Annotated in this window: 15 protein-coding genes; 1 reads left to right on the forward strand and 14 read right to left on the reverse strand. The window is 63.1% G+C overall.

What is annotated here, in order from left to right:
* Positions 1-38: 38 nt before the first annotated feature.
* The 10 genes from VFY73_RS23905 to VFY73_RS23950 form a co-directional block, all read right to left on the reverse strand.
* The gene (locus tag VFY73_RS23905; RefSeq protein WP_329723539.1) at positions 39-1,736 is read right to left on the reverse strand and encodes a hypothetical protein; all 1,698 of its coding nucleotides are present in this window, start codon (positions 1,734-1,736) and stop codon (positions 39-41) included.
* Positions 1,737-1,842: 106 nt separating this feature from the next.
* A complete protein-coding gene (locus VFY73_RS23910; protein WP_329723541.1) occupies positions 1,843-2,253 on the reverse strand; it encodes a cupin domain-containing protein in 411 nt (136 codons plus the stop codon).
* Positions 2,254-2,350: 97 nt separating this feature from the next.
* Positions 2,351-2,755: a GFA family protein gene (locus tag VFY73_RS23915; RefSeq protein WP_329723543.1), complete on the reverse strand. Its 405-nt coding sequence runs from the start codon at positions 2,753-2,755 to the stop codon at positions 2,351-2,353.
* A gap of 54 nt (positions 2,756-2,809) precedes the next feature.
* A complete protein-coding gene (locus tag VFY73_RS23920) occupies positions 2,810-4,051 on the reverse strand; it encodes a YbfB/YjiJ family MFS transporter (protein ID WP_329723545.1) in 1,242 nt (413 codons plus the stop codon).
* A 114-nt stretch (positions 4,052-4,165) separates the two neighbouring features.
* Positions 4,166-6,025 (reverse strand): FAD/NAD(P)-binding protein, encoded by a 1,860-nt coding sequence (locus tag VFY73_RS23925; protein WP_329723547.1) that lies wholly within the window; start codon positions 6,023-6,025, stop codon positions 4,166-4,168.
* A 56-nt stretch (positions 6,026-6,081) separates the two neighbouring features.
* The gene (locus VFY73_RS23930) at positions 6,082-6,885 is read right to left on the reverse strand and encodes an N-acyl homoserine lactonase family protein (RefSeq protein ID WP_329723549.1); all 804 of its coding nucleotides are present in this window, start codon (positions 6,883-6,885) and stop codon (positions 6,082-6,084) included.
* Positions 6,886-6,893: 8 nt separating this feature from the next.
* Complete coding sequence (locus VFY73_RS23935; protein ID WP_329723551.1) at positions 6,894-8,279, reverse strand: lysine 2,3-aminomutase; 1,386 nt, start codon at positions 8,277-8,279, stop codon at positions 6,894-6,896.
* Between the two features lie 335 nt (positions 8,280-8,614).
* A complete protein-coding gene (locus VFY73_RS23940) occupies positions 8,615-9,952 on the reverse strand; it encodes a hypothetical protein (protein WP_329723553.1) in 1,338 nt (445 codons plus the stop codon).
* Positions 9,953-10,146: 194 nt separating this feature from the next.
* Positions 10,147-10,737 (reverse strand): Crp/Fnr family transcriptional regulator, encoded by a 591-nt coding sequence (locus VFY73_RS23945; protein ID WP_329723555.1) that lies wholly within the window; start codon positions 10,735-10,737, stop codon positions 10,147-10,149.
* A gap of 106 nt (positions 10,738-10,843) precedes the next feature.
* Positions 10,844-13,612 (reverse strand): hypothetical protein, encoded by a 2,769-nt coding sequence (locus VFY73_RS23950; protein WP_329723557.1) that lies wholly within the window; start codon positions 13,610-13,612, stop codon positions 10,844-10,846.
* Positions 13,613-14,053: 441 nt separating this feature from the next.
* Here VFY73_RS23950 and VFY73_RS23955 point away from each other — a divergent pair, with 441 nt between their 5' ends.
* Positions 14,054-14,827 (forward strand): putative signal transducing protein, encoded by a 774-nt coding sequence (locus tag VFY73_RS23955; RefSeq protein WP_329723559.1) that lies wholly within the window; start codon positions 14,054-14,056, stop codon positions 14,825-14,827.
* Between the two features lie 198 nt (positions 14,828-15,025).
* Here VFY73_RS23955 and VFY73_RS23960 read toward each other — a convergent pair whose 3' ends face one another.
* From VFY73_RS23960 to VFY73_RS23975, 4 genes are all read right to left on the reverse strand, one after another.
* Positions 15,026-16,126: an AgmX/PglI C-terminal domain-containing protein gene (locus VFY73_RS23960; RefSeq protein ID WP_329723561.1), complete on the reverse strand. Its 1,101-nt coding sequence runs from the start codon at positions 16,124-16,126 to the stop codon at positions 15,026-15,028.
* Positions 16,127-16,187: 61 nt separating this feature from the next.
* On the reverse strand, positions 16,188-16,682 hold the full coding sequence (locus VFY73_RS23965) for an ExbD/TolR family protein (protein WP_329723563.1): 495 nt from the start codon (positions 16,680-16,682) through the stop codon (positions 16,188-16,190).
* 28 nt (positions 16,683-16,710) lie between these two features.
* Complete coding sequence (locus VFY73_RS23970) at positions 16,711-17,214, reverse strand: ExbD/TolR family protein (protein WP_329723565.1); 504 nt, start codon at positions 17,212-17,214, stop codon at positions 16,711-16,713.
* 30 nt (positions 17,215-17,244) lie between these two features.
* Positions 17,245-17,895 (reverse strand): MotA/TolQ/ExbB proton channel family protein, encoded by a 651-nt coding sequence (locus tag VFY73_RS23975; protein WP_329723567.1) that lies wholly within the window; start codon positions 17,893-17,895, stop codon positions 17,245-17,247.
* Between the last annotated feature and the right edge of the window lie 11 nt (positions 17,896-17,906).

Consider the following 17,906-nt stretch of genomic DNA (forward strand, 5'->3'; position numbering starts at 1 on the left):
ACGTCACCGCGAGACGCCGCGGCCGACGATGGCCTGCTTCACCTGCTTGCTTGATCGTTGCTCGGCCCGGCCGCTCTGTCCACGCGCGGCGCCAGCGGGAGGATGAACAGATTGGCGGACGCCGGCGGCAACTTGACGTTCTTCAGTCCACCGGCTGTTTGATCGAAGTACGCGGTATCCGTCCAGCGCACCGTGTCTTTCACGACGTGGTTGTTGTCGGTCAAGCGGTCCGAACGCAACACCCGATAGCCGTACTTCCCGTCCGCAAGCGTTCGTCGGGGGTTCGTGTCCATGGTGTTCAGGTTGACCGAGACGCTCTTGTTCAAGTCACGGTTGATGACCATCACCCGCAGTGAACTCTCGTCCTCGCTGATGGACGAATACGTCGACACCTGGCCATAGTGATGCTTTCCGTTCGGCGTCGTCAGCAGTCGGTTGTTCTTGATTCGGTTGCGGACCATGGTCTTGCCGAATTGCTGGGCGTAGATGCTGTACGCATATCCCGGCGCCTGGACCTGAGGGAATTCAATATCTTCACCGCCCGGATGCGTGCCATTGGCGTACTGAACGAGCGAGAAAGCGGGGTGGGTATCGAGAGAATGGTAGAACATGCGTTCGACATTCTGCTCCAGCAACTTGCCCGTCCAATCGGCCATCACCAGGGCGTGCCCCATGTCCTGCAATACCTGAAACTCCCCTGCCGCATTGTTCTGGAACACATTGAACTCGGTCATCCAGATCTTCCACGATCGCGTGGGTGAGTGAGGGTCATCCGTGCCGAGCAACGCTTTGACGTTTTCAATCTCGGCGCCACGGTCCACCTCGTACAGCATCTCCTGGGTCTGCTTTTTTCGCCGCGACGCCAAGCTCGCCCCCTCATAAGGCTTTGCTGACAAGTACTGGTGGATGGAGTAGGCGTAGACGCTGTCCAGCTTGCCGGCATCGCTGAGTTTCGACTTCAAGGCATCGAGCCATGCTTTCGCCTTGTTGTCTTGGTAGTCTGCCGCCAATCCCTGAGCCAGCAGCTTTATTTCCGGCCGGGCTGCTTTCATCTTGCCCTGAAATTCGAAAAAGATATCGGCGTGCTGGCTCGCATTCCAACGAGACCAATCTTCGTTGCCCACCTCCCACCACAAGGTGGTGGCGCCTTCCGGGCTCGCCACCCAGGCGGCCGCCTTCGAGGCCGCAATGGACAGATTGGTGGGATCGATTTCGGGAGGCAGCGGCGGGCTGCTGAATTGGTTCTTGTTGATGTACTGGAATCCCCAAGGGTTGTACTTCAGCCAGAAGACCGTATTCACCTCGAACAGTCGCTCCATGTCCAGGCTGTCCGCAGCGGTATAGCGGTTGATTTCAGCTGGTGTCAAATAAGCGTTCCATTGCGTCGGATGAGGCAAGGAGGGATAGCTATGAATCGGATCATCCCAAATATAGAGGAATGAGCTGTTGCCATTGGGAAACCGCAAGGTGCCCAAGGACAGGCTGTCGATCGTGTCAGCGGTTTTGGACGAGACCGGCGTACCGCCGACGTCGCTGAGATTGTCAAACGTCCAGCGCCACTGAGCGGTGCTGAATTCGACGCCGCTGCCAAAGGTCCGGCGGCTGATGTCGGTGCGGTACGGACCGAGGGTTGCCGCAGCATCAATCTGGATCACGACGGGAGAGGTGTCGCCAGCCACCACCGGCCCGCCCGCCGTCACCGCAAGCAATGCGGCCAACCACTGAAACGCGTTCATCGAAGCAAGTCCTTTCACGCCGATATGTGCCGGAAGCGAAACGGGGAGCCGGCCTCCCATGCGCCGGCCTTCATGGGCGCAGTGAGCGCCCGCTCAATTGGCGGCACTAGCCCTGACGTGCCTCCGGGCTGCCCACCACAATGGCCACCGGCTGGGTCTGCTCCTGGATGAAGACACACAGCAGCTTGATCGGCTTGTCGCCCAAAACCCTGGCAAAGTGCACATCGCTGTCCGCCACCATGTACGACATGCCGGGCTTGAAGCGGCGATCCGGCTTGCCCTTTGTGACCAAGTCGAACTCGCCCTCGAGGACATACGTGACCTCGAGACCGGGATGGGTGTGCGGGGACGCGCTGGTCCCGTTCGGAACTTCGATCAGGTTGAAGTTGACGGTATAGCCATCCGGGAAATTGGTCTTTTGCAGCACCGTGCGCTTGATCCCTCCCTGGACATACGATGTGCCGACTGCAGCAGTCATCGCCGCAGCCAATTCCTCGTTCAATGTGACGTCTAGCATGCTGATTTCTCCGTGATCATTTGAATGAAATAACACTTGGTTTGATCGTCGCTCGAATTCACCATCAGTCGCCGAGCCCTCATGGGTCTATCGGCGGCTAATGACTCCGCGCAGAACGCGCGGCCCCTGCGATCGGCGCGAGCCAGCTGACCGCATGATCGGTATATATCTCGGCCTGGGGCGTCAACCCCTCCATGCTGTCGAGGGTGCCCGCCTTCACGACGACCTTTCCAGGTGCCGCCGCAATCTTCGCCAAGATCGGAGAGCCGCAGCCGTCGCAGAAGTATCGATAGACGGGTTGCCCACTGTCACCTTGGTCGATGAAAAGCTTGGTCTCACCCTGCTGCTCATAGTCAGCTTCTTTGACGACGACATTGAAGGAGACCACGCTTCCGCTCAGTTTCTGGCAGTGCGTGCAATGGCATACCGCAATGGCCCGCGGTTCGCTTTTCAACGTGTAACGAACGGCCCCGCACAGGCAGCCACCTTTTCGATCCTGCATGATGTCTTCTCCGGATGACGAGTTTGATTGGCGCCCGCGATACCGTTTTTAAAACTACGAAACTTCAGCGGGCCGGCGCAGTGCTTTCTGCCGGGAGGCGAGGGCCGCACCGATGAACAATGCGAACGCCGACACGATCAAGCCGCGCTCCAGTCCGCCCGAACCATCGGCGATCCAGCCCACCATGGTCGGGCCGACGATTTGGCCGAAGGCAAATGCCATGGTGAACGCGCTGATACCAGCGGGCCAGGACTCTGGCGGCAGGTTATGTCGCACCAGGGCCGTGGTCGACGCGACCACCGACAGAAATACCGCGCCGAACACGATGCCCGAGAGAAAGACGACGGGCACCGCGCTGGTCAATGCCGGCAAGATGGAGACCGCCCCCAATATGCCGTTCAGGATCGCCAGCGATTCACCGCCTTTGAAGCGATCCAGCATGCGCGCCCAGATGCGCGATGACGCCACCACCGCCAGGCCGAGCAGCGTGTAGAACAGGGTGATCAAGCCGGCAGGCATGCCCTGTTGCTTGAGCAAGGCGACCACGAAGGTCATGTAGCCGATGTAGCCGACCCCGAACATGAAGTAGCCGCTCAACGCGAAGGAAAAATCCTTGGCGGCGAACCGTTGCTTGCCGCCCTGGCGGGGCGGCGCTTCGCCTATCGTCTTCGCCGGCAAGGCCATCACGGCGGTCGCGACGAGACAGGTGAGTCCAAGGGCCAGCCATGGCCATTGCCAAGGGTGCGCAGTTCCGCGTTCTTGCGCGGACGCCAGTGCCACCGGCACCAGCAAGGCCGAGAGCGCGATACCGAAGCCCGTGCCACCGTAGTACAAGCCGATCAGGAAACCGGCCCGCTCGTTGTGCATCGACCCCAGCCGCGCCGCCAGAACGCCGCCAGCGATGAAGATGAACGCACTGGCGACACCCGCACACACGCGTTGCAGGAACAACGCGGTGGCATCCGTCACCATGCCCGACAGCAGCATGAATATGCCCGCCAGGACGGAGCCGGTGATCAGCAAGCGCCAGACGCCCAGGCGACGCATCAATGCGGGTGTTGCCAACGCGCCGATGAAATACCCGAGCGCGTTGCCCGTGTTCATCGCGCCAGCCAGCAGGTACGACCAGCTGAGGTCGTCGCGCATGGATGGCAGCAGCAGCCCGTACGAAAAGCGCGAAAGGCCCAACGCGACTGCGGCGGCGAGCGACAAGGCCAGCGCAGTGACCAGCGGACGGCGCGGCGAAACATATTGTGTTGGCACGTGAGCGGCGGCAATATCGTGAGATTGTTTCATTGAATTCAAGCCCCCTGTGTTGGATGTACCGGAACGATGCGTTTCAATACTTCATCCATCGAATGCTCGTGACGCCATTCATTCGCATCTTCTCTCGTGACGAGAAAATGGCGCCTATGTGCCCTCCAGATACATCTCATCGTTTTTCAACGCTTGCGCCAGTTTCCCCAGCATCTGCGCCACGCAGCGATGCGCATCCTGCGTAAATCTGGCATTCATCAACGGCCGAGGCAGGGCATGCGTATAGAAGTGCGGCCCCTCGACAGGAAACCCGAGGGCCCACAGGTTCTTGTGGGGTTTGCCGCTGCCACCGATGACCTGCATGTCGTGATTGATGTCCAGGCCTCCGGGATGGTAGGTGCCGTTGACATGCGGCCGCACGATGCCCCTTCCAACCAGGTTCTTCGTGAGGGCTGAAGCATCGGTTTGGGGAGAATAGGGATCCAGCCTTGCAATCACCAGCACGTCCGCCACGTGCCTGACCGGCTCGTCACCAAGCTGATTGACAATCCAGAAATGCCCACTGCCGGCATCGGTGACCACTTGGTTGCCCGGGCCGCCGGCGATGTCGAGCACACCAGCGTCCATCAACGCGAGCAGCTCGGCATTGCGTCGCCGCGGCGGACCGAACGAAATCCGGTTGGTGGTGGCAACGAAGTCCTCCACGTACACCCGGTGAGACGCCGGTGTCAGGCCGGCGAATTCGACCGCCGTACGCAGGGCCTCGCGGGTGTCACGTAAAACATCCGTCGCGGCCTTCACCGGGCTCGTCAAGTTGCCCTTGTTCGCTTCGGCCAGATCGGTTTCGACGAGCGCGCGGAAGAACCTTCTGAAGCTCTCGAAGGACGAGAATTCTTCACCTTCGAGCGGGTTCAACAATTTCGAGATCGCCAGGCGCTCGGCGGCCGTCGGATGAAAGGTCGCGGCCTCCGGATCGCTGCCGGTCTGGGCTGCCCGGTAGGCATAGGCCATCTCCTTTTCGATCAACGGCAGTACCTCCTCGACAAAATCGAGCTGCAGGTTTCCGCTGCGTGCAAGCGCGCGGGCCTGCAAGGCTTTGACGGCGTCGACGGTAAAGAAGCGCGCCCGATGCCGGCCAGCGATCCCTTTCTGGTTGGTGCCCCGTGCGGCAAACGGCAGGCAATTCCGCGAGAACAACAAGATCTTCGGCTCGCGACCGCTCGGCCGATAAAGCAGCTTGGCCTTTTCTCCAAAAAAATGGCCTCCCCGCCCGATCGTCAGGGCGGAAATGACGTCATAGGCCGTCAAGCCCAGGCCTTGCACCGCCACGGTGGCTGCCGCCGGAATCGTGTCGAGGCCATGGATGGGATAGGGGCTCGAATGGAAGCTCAGCCTCGAATTCATCCTTCCCGCCGAGCGTGCGAACGTATCGAATGCGAGATCGCTGGGGGTCGGCGTGCGTGTGCCGTGACCGGTCGCGATGACCACCTGATCTGCGTGGTACTGGAACCCGTTGTCGAGGCAGACGGTGAATCCGCCACTTTCCAGCGCGATCAAATCCGTCGCCCGCCGGCGGTGATGCTCGATGCGCACATTCTTCGGAAGAAAACGCACAACGAGGTCGAATGCCCAGGTCAGGTATTCGCCCAGCATGTCGCGTGGCAGATGGTCATGGTCGCTGATCTCGTCGCCACTGCTGTTCTTGACCTGGAAATAGCGGTTTCCAAACTTTCGGTAACCGACCAAACGCGCCCATTGCGTCAGCGAGATGCCGTCTCTCCCGGCCACCACACTGTCTTGCGCGAAGATGCTGACCTGCGACGCCACCGTATTCGTCAGAAGGTGGTCCGGCTGGTGTGCGGAATGTGATCCCTGCCCGCATTCTCCCGGCTCGACGATATCGACCTTGATGTCGAGCGACATGGGGTGGGCATGCAAATGCTCCACCATGCGCTCCAGTATGCTCAGGCCACGTGGACCCATTCCGATTATTGTGATGCGCGCAGTTTCCATGGCAATTGATTGAGAGGAGTTACGCAGGGCTGTGTGGAGTGATATTCCGCGTTGCTCTAGCCGGAAAAATCCGGGTGAACATGGAGCAGGGCGATATTGCTGTTTCCTTGCAGTTTAGGAAAGACCTCCAGCACCTTGGGGTCGTGGCCCGGAATGATGTGATACGGCCCGTCGGCCAGCGCTTCGATCTTGGCGTGCGCTTCCAGCATGCCCTCAACGTCAACCACGATCGGAAATGGGCTGCGCTCACGAATGTTGGTCCAGTAGTGCGCGGCATCACTTGCCAGGACGATCTGGCCGCGCATGGTCGGCACGGTCACCACCTGCATGCCCTTGGTATGGCCGCCGACCTGGTGCAAGAAAATGCCGTCCGCCAGCCTGCTGCTGCCCTTGTGGAATACCAGCCGCCCCTCGAACAGGCAGCGAATGGCGTTGATCACGTCCTTGGCCTCAAACGGCTTTCGCAACGCCTCATGGCCCATGCAGCGTCCGGTGCAGTAGGCCATTTCGTCATCCTGGATGTGGAACCGGGCATTCGGAAACGCCATCAGATTGCCGCAATGGTCGTAGTGCATGTGGGTGATGACGACGTCGGTCACCTCATTCGCATCGATGCCCACGTCGCGCAGCATCTCGACGGGGCTTTGCAAGTATGTGCGCTGGCGTTTCTTCGCGGTTTCCGCGTCGAATCCGGTGTCGACCACGATCACCTGGCTCTCGCCCTTGATCGCCCACATGAAGAAATCCAGTGGCATCAGGGCGTCGTCGTGGAAATCGGAGAAGATGAAATTCTCCGAGGCATGGCGGCTGGCGTGCGTGGCATAACGCAGCGCATACACCTCGTACAAGGCCTGCTTCATGAACCCTCTCAAGACACACCGAGAGGTGAACTCGCCTGCGTTTCGCGAACGCGCTTCATGGCGACCAGGGAAATCCGGTGCTCCAGCACCTCCTCTTCGCGCGCAGACGGGCTGCTTTGCTGGAAGAAAAACCTGTCCTCGCCGAATGCCGGGACCAACTGATCGAACCAGGTGGCCTTACTGTCGAATTTCGCATAAAAAGGCCTGCGCACCCAGTCAGCGTTTCTCGCCTGGAGGAACTGCAGGGCAAAGACCTTTTCGCCGCCCAGCGTGATGATGCCATCGACGACCACTTTGCCCGGATGCGCGCTCATCGACGGGCCCCGTACTGTTCTCGCCAAGCCCGATATCTGCTGATACGCCGCTTGAAACACTTCATATGCCTTCGCCAGCGGCAGTTCGAAGTAACTGCTCGGGCCGGTATCCCGTTCGACGAACATGTAATAGGGAACAGCGCCGAGCCTGACTCCGGTCGTCCACAACTCAGCCCATCCGGCCGGATCCTCGTTGATATGGCGTATCAAGGGGGCCTGCATGCGCAGCGTCGCACCGGTCGAGACAATTCGCCTGACCGCCTGTTGCGCAATACGGGTGCGCAACTCAGCCGGATGGTTGTAGTGACCCATCAGCGCCAGGTTCTTGCCTGAGGCCACGACCTTTTCAAAGAGTCGCAGCACGTCGTCTGCGTCCTTGTCGGTGACGAAGCGCTGCGGCCAGTAGGCGACGGACTTGGTGCCGATCCGGATGTTCTGAATGTGCGCCAATTCCGGTGCAAGCAGGGGCTCGATGCAGTTGGCCAGCGAGCGCGCGTTCATCACCATCGGGTCGCCGCCGGTGATCAGGACGTCGGTAACGGCCTGATGACGCTTGAGATACTCGACCAGCTCGGACGTATCCTTGGCGTCGAATTTGAGCTCGTCCATGCCGACGAATTGCGGCCAGCGAAAGCAGAAGGTGCAGTAGGCATGGCAGGACTGTCCGGCTTTCGGGAAGAACAGCACCGTCTCCCGGTATTTGTGCTGCAACCCGCTCAAGGGCCGACCGTCGAGGTGGGGAACGTTGTGCGTCATCTGCCCGGCGGGATGCGGATTCATGCGCATCCGGATCTGGCGCACCATCTGCTCGATCTTCTGTTCGTCCTTGTCGATGAATACCAGATCCCGCAGGGCCTCGTATTCCGAAGGGCGCAACATATCGCGGTGCAGGAAGGTGAGCCGATAGATCGGATCGTCAGGGATGTTGTCCCAGTCGATCAGTTCGTCCATCACATACGAATTGACGCGAAATGGAAGCACCCGGGATACCACGGCCACCGATTCACGCTGTTCCGCCGAGAGCTTTTCCCATTGCGGTGCTTCCTTGATGGTGTGCCGTGTATAGGGCTTGAATTTCACTGCGTTGTCTGTAGTCAAGATAGACCTTCATGACAGTTGAGCTTCTATCCGCCGCCCAGGCGACGCGCGCGGCGACTGCCGCGGTGCGGGACAGCGCTGGTCGTCGCACGCGGGGCGCCGGTCTTCACGTGGCCGGCGTGCGGCGGGGCAATAGGCTGCTCTGAGCTGTGCGCCATGCGCCATTCGCCAGCATCCATGCAGCGTCGAGAGGGCGGGACGATCCTTGAAGCCACAGGCTGCCGCCAACGCACGGGTTGCTGGCCATGCAGTCGGCGGGCGGTGCCTGGATCACGCTGACGCTCGTATCACGGGCGTCAGCGCCCTTGCCAGCCCCTTCAGGGTGGAACTGGCGCCGCGAAGGTGCCAACGGCCTCTGCGTCGAACTCGAAGGCGCCGCGGTCCCAGGCACCATCGCGCCCGCGCGCAACGCCATATCCGTCCACATGGAATGGTTCGGGCAAGGTGGCACCGGCGGCCGTGCCGAGCTTGAGGCGGAAGTCGAGGTTCAGATAATCGACAAACGGGTCGCCACGGGCTGCGCTGCTGCCACCGGGTTCCGCGTGCTTGCCACCGGAGTGGATGAAGTGGTTGTTGTCGTGCTGCCCGAATTTGGCGAAATCCGGGCTGCGGCAGTTGTAGAAGAGATTGTTGAAGGCAGCATTGCCGGAGAACACGTTCGGGAAGGTGCTCAGGCTTTCCTGGTCGACATTGACGAAGGTGTTGTTGTAGACGGCGACGTTGTGGAACTCTTCGCCGGCGCCTCCCGTCCACCCGCCGATGAGCCCATTGGCTTGCTGCCAGTGGGCACCGGGTGGCTTGTAGAACACGTTGCCGTAGATGCGCAGCTTGGCCTGGGGGTTGGACGAGTTGTCCCACATGATCCCGCCGGTGCTCTGGATGTCGGTGAACAGGTTGTGGCGGAAGGTCACGTTGCCCACCTTGCCTGCGAAGCCCCAGATGCTGGCCACTTCGGAGTGGACCTCGCTGGAGCCGTGGAAGGATTCAACCCAGCCATGTTCGACCACGAGCCGGCGTGGGCTGACGAAGAACGGGGCGCGGCCGATGCCGACCATCCGGAAGTACGACAGGGTCACCCCGGTTGCCCCATGGATGGCCAAGCCGTCGTTCGAGTAAGACCCACCGTGCTTGCTGGCCGAGCCTTTGCCGTGCAACTCCACATGGCGGATCGTGATGTGGTCGGCCGTCACGTTCTGGCCGGCGATCTTGAGCAGGGGGACGTCGTCCCGCCTTTCCGCGATCTTGATGCCGAACACCCCACCCCAGTTGTTCACGGCGCCGCCGCCGGTTTGCCCGTCCACCAGCCAGTGAGACGATGTGAAGGCCAGGCCGCCGGTGAAGATGGCCTGGCCGTCACCGTAGGCATCGCTCCACCCAGCGCTGGTGCCGTGGTCGGCCACGGTCGCCTTCTTGATCGTGATGAGCGTCGTTCCGCTGGTCTTCGTTCCGAGACCGCGCCCCGGATAGATGCCATCGCCCAGGTAGTAGGTGTCTCCGCGCGTCAGCGACTTGGGCAGTGCGGTGTACGCGTTGAGCCAGTCGGTGCCTGTGTTGTTTCCGGTCGCGTCGGCTCGCACATAGTGATTGGCCGCCCAGGCGGCGGCGGGGGCGGTGCCGGCCACCACCAGCATCAGCGCGGCCGCCATTCGTCGCATGGGTCTGATCACGATCGCGGCGAGCAGCGCGGTCGGGAGCCTGAATTCACACGTCATGCAGAGTCTCCGTGAACCGTATTGATTTGAGATCGAGTCTCTGCAAGGCAGTGCGCAACGTCGCTATCCTGGGTTAACACCTCGCGTAACTTTGGGTATCAGGCAGCCGGTTGCTTCGGCACGAGGCCGAAGCGCCGTCACTTGGCCGAGTTCACCGCGCGAAGGCGGGACTTGATGCGGCTCAGGGCGACGGGCGTGACGCCGATGTAGCTGGCGATGTCCTTCTGCGGGATCATGGCCGCGAACTCTTCGTACTCGACCAGAAAGCGCAGGTAGCGCTCTTCCGCCGTCTTGGTGAGGAATTCCATTTCGCGCCGCTCGGTGCGTGATGCATAGAGCTCGTACGCCCGGCCCACCACACGCTGCCATTCGATGTGGCGTGCCGCGAGAGACTGAATCTGCTCGTAGGCCATTTCTTCGAGCTGCGTGTCAGCCAGGGCCTGCGCCGAGAAGCGGGCCAGACTGTTGCGCGATCGTGACGTCATGTTGGCGATGTAGGTGCCTGCCGTGGCCAGGTTCTTCACCCAGTGCTTTCCGTCCACGGTCTCGTAGACCAGCTTCACCACGCCCCAGTTGACGATGAACACCGACGACTGCGTCTGGCCGGCATGGAAGAGGAACTCTCCTGCGCGCACCTGCCTGGTGGTGATGCTCGTCGCGAAGCTCTCCCACTGTGGCAGCTCGCATCCCGCCAACAACTCGGCGACCTCTTTAGCCGTACTTGCCATGCAACCTGTGCCTGCGATCGTTCATCCAAGACATGCGCCCTGGAGAGCGATCCCCGGGGCGATGGGCGGTCCCAGGGGATCGCCGCGAATGGCTCCAGGGCGGTCCTCAATGCCCGATCGTGTCCTTCATGACTTTGAAGAAGTCGGCCGGGTAGACGATCTCGTAGCCATAGAACCCATAGGACTGGGTGTTGGTGCCGACCACCATGCTTCGCATCAGGTCGTACCGCTCGGTAGCCCGGGTGAGCCAGGTGCTTTGGGTGTCGTACCACTCCGGATGGGCCAGGTGGCCGGCCGCGAGCTCCTTCTTGTAGAGACGATCGAGGTAGGCCAACGGGTACACGATGTGGTTGCTGCCGCCATCGGTGCCACGGGTCACTTCCGAGTACACGAAGTACTTGCGCTCGTTGTCGTAGCCGTGTTTGACCACGTAATTCATGCCCTGCAGCAGCATGTCGATCAGCGCCGGATGACTCAACCCGGACGCCTGTCCGGCAGCCGCAAACTCCTTGTCGGCCTCGTAGAACTTGATGAGGTTGCCGAGCAGCGCGCCGGCCATCCACGGGTTGGTCCCGGTGGCGTTGTAGCCTGCGCCGTTGTCCATCTTGGTCATGGTCCAGAAACCGGTGCCCTTGCTGGCATCGTTCACGCCGATGACGTCGTTGGAGATGACGCCGGTGACGGGGTTGTAGCCGACGTGGTTGAGCGGCGTCCTGAACCACTGGTGCAGGTAGTTCACCAAACCGCCGGCCACCTCCTTGTGGTACTTCGCATCGCCGGTGGCCCGCACGTATTCGTTCATCACGTACAGCGGCCAGCCGTAGTCGCGCTCGGCTTCGCGGTACTTGTCAGCGGCGTTGAAAGGCTGTTTGAAAAAGTGCGGCGACACGAACTTCCACCAGCCGGCCACTTCGGTCAGCACGTCCAGCGAGCGCTTGTCGCCGGTGAGCAGGTAGTTGTTGCTCAGGCCACTGACATGGGCGTGGCCCCAATGCAGATTGCGCACCTGGTGGTCGATGTTTTCATGGTTGATGGCGTGCACTTCGCCGGCCGGCTGCGGCACGCCGCCGGTGGACCAGTACCCGGCGCGCGGGCCATGCGACACGTCCACGTCCATGAAGTGGCGTGTGCTGATGTCGGCCAGCTCGTACCAGCGCTGGTCGCCGGTGCGCAGAAACTCAGTGAAGAAGTTGTTCGCGCCGACGTGGGTGTCGTTGTAGAAGCTGGGGATGCACACCTTGGTCGGCGTGACCAGCGCCCAGCCCGCGCGCAGGCGATCACCGTAGTCGCGCCAGCCAAACATCGTGGCGTTGCCATCGGTTCGCTGGATGCTCGCCTCGTAGATGTCGCGCATCAGGTAGGCGTCATAGCCGGTGTCGGCCTTCGTCGAGGTGCCGACGTTCAGATCGCCGAAGACGCCGGACGACGTGTACCAGTTCCGCGCGGCCATCAGGTCCAGGGTGTGGCGCTGGTAACGGTCGTTCATGCGGTCGACCGCGTGTGTGGTGGGCTTGTCGCCGCCGAACGCGAAGCGCAGCTGGTAGGTCTTGGCGCCGCCTGGGCGGGCAAAGTACATGCTGGCTGCGCGGCGGTAGTGGTCGCCCGACTGCGCAGGCTCGGCGGTTTCGGTGCCACCCGCACGCACCGGGAACAGCGAGGCCGTCAACGTGTTGCCGCTGATGCTCAGCTCACCCGGGAACTGCTGCCAGAAGTCCCTGACCATCAAGGCCAGGTGGCGCTTGCCAGAGTCCAGCGTCACCCAACCCGGTGCTTTGCTGCCCGTACCGACACCGCTGTAGGCAAACGTGTTGCCCATGTCATGGCCCTGCGGGGACCCGTTCACGATTCTGGTTTCGAATCGGAAGTCGCCCTTTTGCAGCAGGTAGTGTTCGCCGGACACCGTGCCCGCGTACGCCGCGCCGTCTTCGCCGCCGAAGCGGTAGTCGGCCGCGCCGTCGGACAAGTAGTGCCAGCGCATGCCCAGGCCCTTGGCCGCGATGGCGAACGTGACGGGTTTGACTTCGACGTTGGGCTCCAGCCGGTCATCGATGACCGAGACCTCCATGTCGATCTTGTCGGAGCCCTGGCTGGCGTAGTAGCGCACCAGGTACTTGATCAGCTTGGCGCCACTGCCGTCGGTGAGCGATCCCTGGGCTTTGATCACCGCGCGCAGCGGGCCGCTCTCTTCGACGGTGACCGCCGCGTCAGTGGCTGCGGACGCGGTGTACTCGCGGTTGTCGAAGGCGTTGACCATGAACATGTCGCCCGAGTCGATCAGCTGCTCGCGCGCTTCGAACTTGCCATTGGCGTTGGCGTCGCGCCAGACCTTGCTGATCACACCCTGGCGGTTGACGGTGAACTTCACCAAGCCGGTGTCGACCGTGACCTTGCCAGGGCCGTTGCCGCTGATGGACACGTTGCGTGGCAGCGGCGCCCGGGTCACGCCAGGACCATAGGCCACGCGGTAGGACTGGGCAGCGCCGAGGTCGGCCACGAGTTGCGTCAAGGCCACCTTGATCGAGCCGTCGGGCCAGCGCGAGATGGCGTCAAACTGGGCCGGCACTTCCAGGCTGCCATCACCCGTTTCCAGGCGCAGATGCTTGATGTTGGACAGCTCGCCCATCGGAAAGGGCACGCCGGTGCGCAGCGGTGACTTGTCGGCCGCAGGCCCGGCGGACAAGCTCAGCGGAATGTAGTGGATGCCGGTGTTGGCCTCGCTCGAATCGGCTCGCGCGGACCGGTGGGCCGCAGAGGCCGTGGCAATGGATGGGGCGGCGCAGGCCGCCATCAGCACCAACGTGGCGACGCCTCGTTTCATCGGCTGAGCCGTCATGGCAGCGAGCATCGTGTCGGCGAACCTGAATTGGCAGTTCATCGGGAGTCCTCCTTGAGCCGTGTCGGCTCGTTGTCGAGTCTGTGCAAGGCGGCGCGCCCCGTCGCTATCCTGGGTTAAGGCCCGGGCCGGCTCCGGGGTAGGCGACCGTGGGTCGATGCGAGACGCGTCGTGTTCGCGATGTGGGCGCGTGCCGCGAGCCGTCCACCGAACTGCAAGAAATCGGTCCCGCCCGGCGCGTGGGCCTCAGGAGAGTGCGGTACGACAGGCGGCGATTCTGGTGACCCGGCTGCGGCTGCGCGCCATGCAAACTAGGGAGCATCACCGCCTTCACGGTGTGTAGCAGTAACTCTTGCGTTAGGCGGTGTCGGTGGCCTGAAAGCGAGCTGAAAATCGCACCGCCACCCTTCGCGGGCACGGTCCTGCCGCCTGCGACGGGACGCGCTGAACGCCCGGATCGGTGATCATCGGCGGATGAAAACGGTGTTCGAAGCTTCCAACGCGGTCGAGGCTCACATGGTGTTGCACCTGCTGCAACAGCAAGGCTTGCAGGGGCGGGTCGACGGCGAGTACCTGCAGGGCGGCATTGGGGAGCTGCCGGCGGTAGGCCTGGTGCGGGTGGTCGTGGACGACGCGGACTACGACGCCGCGCGGGCGGTGGTCACCACGTTCGAGGCAACCCAGCCAGCCGCGCCGACCACGCCACCGGCCCCACGGGTGCCCAGCCGCACGGCCTGGGCCAGCGTCGGCCTCGTCGCCGGCATCTTGCTCACCTGGGCGGCGATGCGCGCACCGGTCAGCCAGGAAGGCGTCGATCACGACCGCGACGGCACGCTGGACGAACATTGGTTCTACGACTCGGGCGGCCGGCCGTTGCGCGTCGAGGCCGACCGCAATTTCGACCACCGGACCGACTACATCGGCCACTACGAACGCGGCTCGCTGGCCAGCGCCGAAAGCGATGACGACTTCGACGGCCGCTTCGAATCGCGGCTGTTCTACCGCGCCGGCAGCGTGCAGCGCCGCGAGACCGACGGCGACGGCGATGGCTTCAACGAATGGGCCTCGAGCTACCGCCACGGCGTGATCGAAAGTTCGTCAACTTTTGAACCGTCGACCGGTCTGCCGCTGCGCGTCGAACACTTCAAGCTCGGCCAGCTGATCGAGGCCGAGCAGGACACCGACCGCGATGGTCGGCTCGATATGCGGCTGCGCTATGGCGCGCTCGGGGAAGTCGTCGCCCGAGACACGCTTTGATCGCGGGCGGGGCGGCGCTTTGCGCCGCCCCTCCAAGTCGCCTGCGCGGATCCGGCTATGCCGGTCCGCTGCAGGAGCCCCCTCGGGGGGCTGAGGCCGGACATGAACAGTCCAGAGGACTGTTCGTGCCTGCCGAAGGGCTGAGCCTCTGGCTCAGCGCGGCCTGCGAGGCAGCCCCCGGCAGGGGGCGTGGGGGCATCATGAAGGCAAGAAGTCCATCGGGTAGGTGACGACCATCTGGTCGACGTCCTTGGCCCCGAAGTCGAACTGCTGGATGCGGGCCAGCAGCTTCTGCTCCAGCTCTGGTGCCTTCAGCTCGGTGGACACGATGCGCACGCTGACCACGTGGCCGGCCGGGGCGATCTTCAGCTCGAGCACGACCTTGCCCTGCAAGCCCGGGTCCTCACGCAGCGCCCGGTTGTAGATTGCGTAGATCGCACCCTTGTTGCGTTCGAAGACGAGGCGGATCTCCTCGATCGAACGCGAGGCCTTGCCGCTCGCGCCCTTCTGCAAGGTGCCGCCAGGCGAGCCGGCGCCCGTGCCCTTGCCGCCCGTGCCGGAGCCTCCACCGCCGCCCGGACCGCCGCCACCGCCGCCGCCGGCCGTGCCTTCGACCAGCGTGGTCGAGCGGCCGGCCAGGCCGCCGCCGCCGGTGTTGCGGCTGTAGCCGGCGGTGTTGATGCCGCCTGAGCCACCGGTCGCGTTCGACGTCACCATCGAGCGCACCGGAATCCCGGCCTCGTTACCTGCCCCGACACCCGGGCCGACGCCCGTGCCCACGCCGAGGCCCGGCTTGATGGCTTCCTTGTTCAGCTGCACCGCGACCGGCGCGCCATGCAGCTCGGCCAGTTGCTCCTTCATCGCCAGCAGGCCGACGCCGGTCGCCTTCCGCCGTGCCGCGTCGAGCGCCTCGCCAGGCGGCTTGCCGGGGACGGGGTTGCGCGCCTCCGGCACCGGCGGCTGCTTCTTGTCGCGCTCGGGCTTCGGCGCCGGCTCGTCAGGTTTCTTGGTCTCCTTGACCGCCTGCTGTGGCTGCTGCGGCGCCACCTCGGCCGGCTTCGGCGTGGGCGGCGGCACCGGTTTCTTGTCCTCGAGCAGCAGCTTGGCCAGCGGCGGCGGCAGGGGCTGCACCTCCTGCTCGCGCGTCAGCTCCGGCAGTGGAATCCAAGGCAGCACGAGTGCGAACAACAGGCACAACCCCATCACCACGCTGGCGATGGTCCGGAAGCGCCGGTCGTCCTCTTCGGGAACCGACCAGGCGAGCACCCCGGGGTGGAACGAAACGGACAGCGCGCTCATGCCGGCACCTCACCTGCCCGGTATGGCGCGGCGAACCGAGCCTGGGTGGACAACGTGTACGTCATGCGTCCGCCTTCTGCCTGAGCGCGAACGAGACGTCGCTGAAGTTGGCGCGCGCACAGGTCGCCATGACCTTGCGCAGCAACTGGAACGGGATGTCCTTGTCGCCCATGATCGTGATGGCACGGCTGCCGCTCTGGTTCTCCTCGCGCACCACCTGGCGGGTGGACAGCAGTTCCAGTTCGGCCTGCAGCGGCGCGATCACGTCGCCCGCATTGGCCAACACCTCGGAGACCAGCGCGATCCGTCGACCTTCGACCACGATGTCGGTGCCGCTGACCAGCACCACCAGCGTCGCCTTGGGCGCCTTCTCGGCGTTCGATTCAGGCAGCGTGACCGCCTTGGAGGCCGGCAGCACTTCGACCTCGGTCGAGTTCGACAACAGGAAGAAGATCAGGATCGTGAACACGTCGACCAGCGCGGTCAGGTTCAAGTCCAGTTGCTGCGTGTTGCGCTGCTTGTGGGCAGCGCGCTTTTGCAGCGGAGTGAGTTTCATCGTCAGTTCCCTTTGGGGCCGTCAAGCCTCAAGGCTTCACGCGGACGACCGGCGCGTCGCCGATCGCAATGTCGGGAAAGAGTTCGCTGCGCACGACCTGGCCACCTTCGGAGCGTTGGGTCGAACGCACCGCATCCATCACCTTCACCAGCTTGTCGTAGGAGGTGTCAGGCTCGGCCAGAACGCTCGCATCGCGTTGCTCGGGAAATTTGAGCTTGATCTGCGTCACCAGCGCGTTCAGCGTCACCAGATCGGGGGTGCTGCCATCGGTGTTGGCAATGCGCTGGATCAGGCCGCCGATGCGGTCCCCGACCTCGATCGCGTCGGGACGGATCACCACTTCCAGGTTCAGGTGGTCGACCTGCAGCTGCTCGGCCGCGCCGGTGCTCTGCGCAGGCAGGCTCATGTCCACCACCGTGAGGCGGGTGAACACGGCCGTGGACAGCAGGAACGGCACCAGCACCACGATCAGGTTCAGGAAGGCCGAGATCTCCAGCGCCGCTGGATGTTTCTTGAGGCGTCGAACGCGCATGACGCGGGCCCTTTTGTGTGGGTTGGCGGATCAGCGGTTCGAGTGCTCGGGAGCGATGCGCTGCATCAGGTTCAGGAAGCTGATCTTGGCGGCTTCCAGCCCGTCGACGATTTCGCTGGTGCGCGACTGCAGGAAGGCGTGGATCAGCAAGAACGGAATCGCGACCATCAGCGCGAACGCGGTGTTGTTCATCGCGATCGAGATCGAGGCCGACAGCATCTCGGCCTTCTCGGCCGGGTTGACCTGCGCGACCGCCGTAAACGCCTTGATCAGGCCCATGATCGTGCCCAGCAGGCCGACCAGCGTGATCACGTTGGCGAAGGTCGCGATGTAGTGCGTGCGGCGCTCCAGGCGCGGCACGATTTCCATCATGCCCTCTTCCATCGCCGCGTCCAGGTCCTCGCGGCGGCGCGAGGTCTGCAGGCGGGTCAGGCCGTGGGTCACGATGTTGCCGATGGCCGATTCCGAGCGCGAAGCGGTGCTCAGCACCTCCTTCAGCTGGCCGCCCTGCAGCATTGGCAGCATCTGCGCCCATTCGCGCTTGTTCTGGCTGCGTGCGCGGCGCAGGAAAACCCAGCGCTCGACCGCGATCGACAGGCCCATCGCCAGAATGATCAGGCTGGGGTAGATGAACAAGCCGCAGTCCCTGAAGAACTTCACGACCATGTCAAAAGTAATCATCTCAATCTTCT

It is taken from the genome of Ideonella sp., from assembly GCF_036277275.1.
Lineage (GTDB): Bacteria > Pseudomonadota > Gammaproteobacteria > Burkholderiales > Burkholderiaceae_C > Ideonella.

What these genes read in the sequence shown, in the direction of transcription:
- VFY73_RS23905 (WP_329723539.1), bottom strand. Translation starts at nt 1,736, where the DNA reads ATGAACGCGTTTCAGTGGTTGGCCGCATTGCTTGCGGTGACGGCGGGC.
- VFY73_RS23910 (WP_329723541.1), bottom strand. Translation starts at nt 2,253, where the DNA reads ATGCTAGACGTCACATTGAACGAGGAATTGGCTGCGGCGATGACTGCT.
- VFY73_RS23915 (WP_329723543.1), bottom strand. Translation starts at nt 2,755, where the DNA reads ATGCAGGATCGAAAAGGTGGCTGCCTGTGCGGGGCCGTTCGTTACACG.
- VFY73_RS23920 (WP_329723545.1), bottom strand. Translation starts at nt 4,051, where the DNA reads ATGAAACAATCTCACGATATTGCCGCCGCTCACGTGCCAACACAATAT.
- VFY73_RS23925 (WP_329723547.1), bottom strand. Translation starts at nt 6,025, where the DNA reads ATGGAAACTGCGCGCATCACAATAATCGGAATGGGTCCACGTGGCCTG.
- VFY73_RS23930 (WP_329723549.1), bottom strand. Translation starts at nt 6,885, where the DNA reads ATGAAGCAGGCCTTGTACGAGGTGTATGCGCTGCGTTATGCCACGCAC.
- VFY73_RS23940 (WP_329723553.1), bottom strand. Translation starts at nt 9,952, where the DNA reads ATGCGACGAATGGCGGCCGCGCTGATGCTGGTGGTGGCCGGCACCGCC.
- VFY73_RS23945 (WP_329723555.1), bottom strand. Translation starts at nt 10,737, where the DNA reads ATGGCAAGTACGGCTAAAGAGGTCGCCGAGTTGTTGGCGGGATGCGAG.
- VFY73_RS23950 (WP_329723557.1), bottom strand. Translation starts at nt 13,612, where the DNA reads ATGAACTGCCAATTCAGGTTCGCCGACACGATGCTCGCTGCCATGACG.
- VFY73_RS23960 (WP_329723561.1), bottom strand. Translation starts at nt 16,126, where the DNA reads ATGAGCGCGCTGTCCGTTTCGTTCCACCCCGGGGTGCTCGCCTGGTCG.
- VFY73_RS23965 (WP_329723563.1), bottom strand. Translation starts at nt 16,682, where the DNA reads ATGAAACTCACTCCGCTGCAAAAGCGCGCTGCCCACAAGCAGCGCAAC.
- VFY73_RS23970 (WP_329723565.1), bottom strand. Translation starts at nt 17,214, where the DNA reads ATGCGCGTTCGACGCCTCAAGAAACATCCAGCGGCGCTGGAGATCTCG.
- VFY73_RS23975 (WP_329723567.1), bottom strand. Translation starts at nt 17,895, where the DNA reads ATGATTACTTTTGACATGGTCGTGAAGTTCTTCAGGGACTGCGGCTTG.